The 2909-nt window shown below is 38.5% G+C and carries 3 protein-coding genes; 1 reads left to right on the top strand and 2 read right to left on the bottom strand.

Translation table 11 applies throughout. The features are described from left to right. Window positions 1-134 precede the first annotated feature (134 nt). Together GJS40_RS11995 and GJS40_RS11990 are read right to left on the bottom strand one after the other, a co-directional pair. The gene (locus GJS40_RS11995; protein ID WP_270898096.1) at window positions 135-872 is read right to left on the bottom strand and encodes a DUF4885 domain-containing protein; all 738 of its coding nucleotides are present in this window, start codon (window positions 870-872) and stop codon (window positions 135-137) included. 21 nt (window positions 873-893) lie between these two features. Then, window positions 894-1571, bottom strand: a complete 678-nt coding sequence (locus GJS40_RS11990; RefSeq protein WP_270898095.1) for a PPC domain-containing protein — start codon at window positions 1569-1571, stop codon at window positions 894-896. A 415-nt stretch (window positions 1572-1986) separates the two neighbouring features. On the opposite strand from GJS40_RS11990, the gene GJS40_RS11985 reads away from it, so the two are divergent. Beyond that, complete coding sequence (locus tag GJS40_RS11985; protein ID WP_270898094.1) at window positions 1987-2709, top strand: hypothetical protein; 723 nt, start codon at window positions 1987-1989, stop codon at window positions 2707-2709. Window positions 2710-2909 lie beyond the last annotated feature (200 nt).

Raw genomic sequence — 2909 nt, 5'->3', positions numbered from 1 at the left:
GAAAGTAGCAAGCCTCCGCAAGCCACTTTCAGCGAAAAACCAAAAATATACAAAATCGAGAGGAGAAAAAAGACACATTTTTCTCCTCTCGATCTGTTTTTCAGGACTTATTAGACAGCCCCTTTTTCTTTTGATCATGGATACTGCAATTCATCAGAGTACGTAAAAGTAGCTGAACGATTGGGAATGTGATCAATTCCTATAAGTAGGACGGCCCTTACTTTTGCAATCATCGCTTGAACGTATTCGTTAAGCTCACCCTTCCCTCTACTAGCTTTCTCCATCAATTCGTTTAATTGATCATTACCTGTAAGTTTCCCATCTTGATCAAGGGATACATCCTCAATAGTCGTGTTAGCAAACTGTCTTAAAAAATGATCCGCATGCCATTTATCGTACATTTGTGTTCGTTCGACTGAGGCACCATTTTTAAAAGATTTTACCGTTTGGTCATGTTCAAGTAAGCGAAAACCGATGTTCGTTTGATTTAAAACGGTTTCGATTTGTTTGGCTTTTTCCTTATCGGATAATCCTGTTACTGTTATCTGAAAACGGTACGAAACGTCGATTGTGAATGATTCTTCTTTCTCTAGGTGGATGCCGTTTTCGTAAAGGTGATCTTGAATTGTTTTACTTAAGCGCTCTCGATCCTGTTCCAAACTATAGTTTAAAAAATCAAGCCCATTCATTTGACTTCCCATAGTTCGTACATTTTGTTTGTCTAACGCCTTTTGACTAATGCTCACCGTATCATACTGACGGTGAATCTTTTCAGCCGAGTAATCGATCGAGTCGGCTCGTTTTTTCATCATATTTATATACAGTTGACGATCATAGCGGCTTTGCATTAGATCATGAAAAAACAAGTTCATCAGATTTCCAACGCCTTTCGATTAATAATGATATGTTTCATCATATTCGTACGTAATTCGTATTTGAGGGTTTCTCCAAGTCGAGCTGCTGTGTGCTAAGGAATAGTATCTTACATGCCATATCGTTTTTACAGGGAGTTCCTTAGCGACTGTAATATCAGGAAACGAGCCACTCCCTGAAATCGAAGTATACCAGATCCCTTCTGATCCGTTCATTACTTCTCGATACGTGTGACCTAAACTTGGCGAGATGGTCCCTTGAGCACTTACACTCCGTACGATTGCGCCATCAGGAACCGCATGTTGATTACTCAGATTAACGGAAGCTACTTGTGAAGTAGTTCCTGCTCCTGGACTTGTTAATACCGTAGGCGTCAAATTAGCCGTATAAGTACCCGTTTTAATACGGTCGATAAAGGTTAAACGATAGAAATTAAAGTCGTCATAGCTACCATCAGCAGACCGTACGAGGACAATATAAGAGCCCGTTTCAGGAACATCAAAGCGAATGATTTCATCTTGGTTGCCCGATCTTGTGGAATAATCGATGAGAGGGTATCCATAGCTGTCTTTATAAAGGTAGAGATCATAGTTCACATGATTCGGAATTTGTGATAAGCGAATCGCTAAACGATCTCCTTTACTAGCAGTAAACTTGTAGTAATCGTAATCTTCCGGCGCATGTATCGTTCCTGACAACAGTTTATACTTCCAATTCCCTAGTGGATACGCAGTGTTAAACGTATTGTTTTCCTCATACTAGTCAATAATTCTAGGCTCACTTTCTGCATGCACCAAATTAGCTGGAACAAGAAACAGCAACAAGAGAAACGACAGGACCATATTTTTTACCATAGATAGAGCCTCCCATATTTCAAACTATTTTTCCTTCCTATCAATTGTATCGGATTCTATTTTTTGTATTTTAGCGAATCTGTGAATTTTTTCTAAAATTTTGCTATGATGGAAACGCGCACACCTTAATGATCGAAATGTACAGGTACTAAAAGGAGGATCACATGATCAAACATCGTATCCACTTGATCGCATTTATCCTAGTGTGGCCAATTTTATATCTGCATGCTCGTCCCACGAAGGAAAAGAAGAACTAGATTTGATCCCTCACGATGACTTTGAACCGCTTTTTACTATTGGGGATGAACATCCGACAATGGAAAACTTAGTGAAAAAAGGACATATTCTTTTAAATGGGTTAGACGTTAAAAAAGAGGTTGGTCCAATTCAATTAACACTAGATGAAGTAGATATCTTTCAAGATGTGAAGACAGACCAGTACTATTACCTTTTTCGTTTAAGTGATTTTGGGAATTATTCTGACCAGATTGTTGTCTTTGATCTTCATAACATCAACTATGGCCTCCAAGGTCAAGCAATGATTTCGACAAATAAGGGAGGCGTTAAACAAAGAAAGATTGAACCCAATCCGATTGAAATCTATGTCATACGACCAAACGATCTCTTAATGTTCACAGAGATCATGTTCCCCGTTTCCGATAATCACCCAGAAAATATTGAATTTATCACATTACATTTGCCCGAAGCTTATACTATAGACGAGGAACACGTCACCTTTCCTGAATCGACAAAAGAAGCGTTAGCTCAATACTTTAACGATCTAATAGTAGAATCTGCTGAAACAGATGAAGATGAAAATGAAGAGATCGATCTTCCTGGTAATCTTTATCGTGGAGCCCTAGAAATAGCCGAATATCTTCCACCTGATAAACCTGAGTTTGATTTGGAGTATCTCGAACAAGTAGCTGATGATGTCACGATTCATATTGAAACGAACAAGCGATTAGAGTTAGAAGAGTAGAACCTGTTTAGAAGCTATCTTTTCGCGAGGGATCATTTAATAGTCATTAAGAATACCATGCGAAAACAATCTTTATCCTGAATTATTCATACCTCGAACATAAATCAGGGTTTTAGGCCATAAACGATTAGATTCCCGATCCCTTTGAAAGAATCATGGTTATTTTTCTTCTGAAAAGCATCTTTCTAGAATGAGGAGCG

Origin of the sequence: Aliibacillus thermotolerans (genome assembly GCF_027853235.1) — a bacterium.
In the GTDB taxonomy this organism is placed as follows: Bacteria; Bacillota; Bacilli; order Bacillales; family Marinococcaceae; genus Aliibacillus; species Aliibacillus thermotolerans.
Note: the sequence above shows the minus strand (reverse complement) of the source record. Positions and strands in the feature narration are given on the sequence as shown.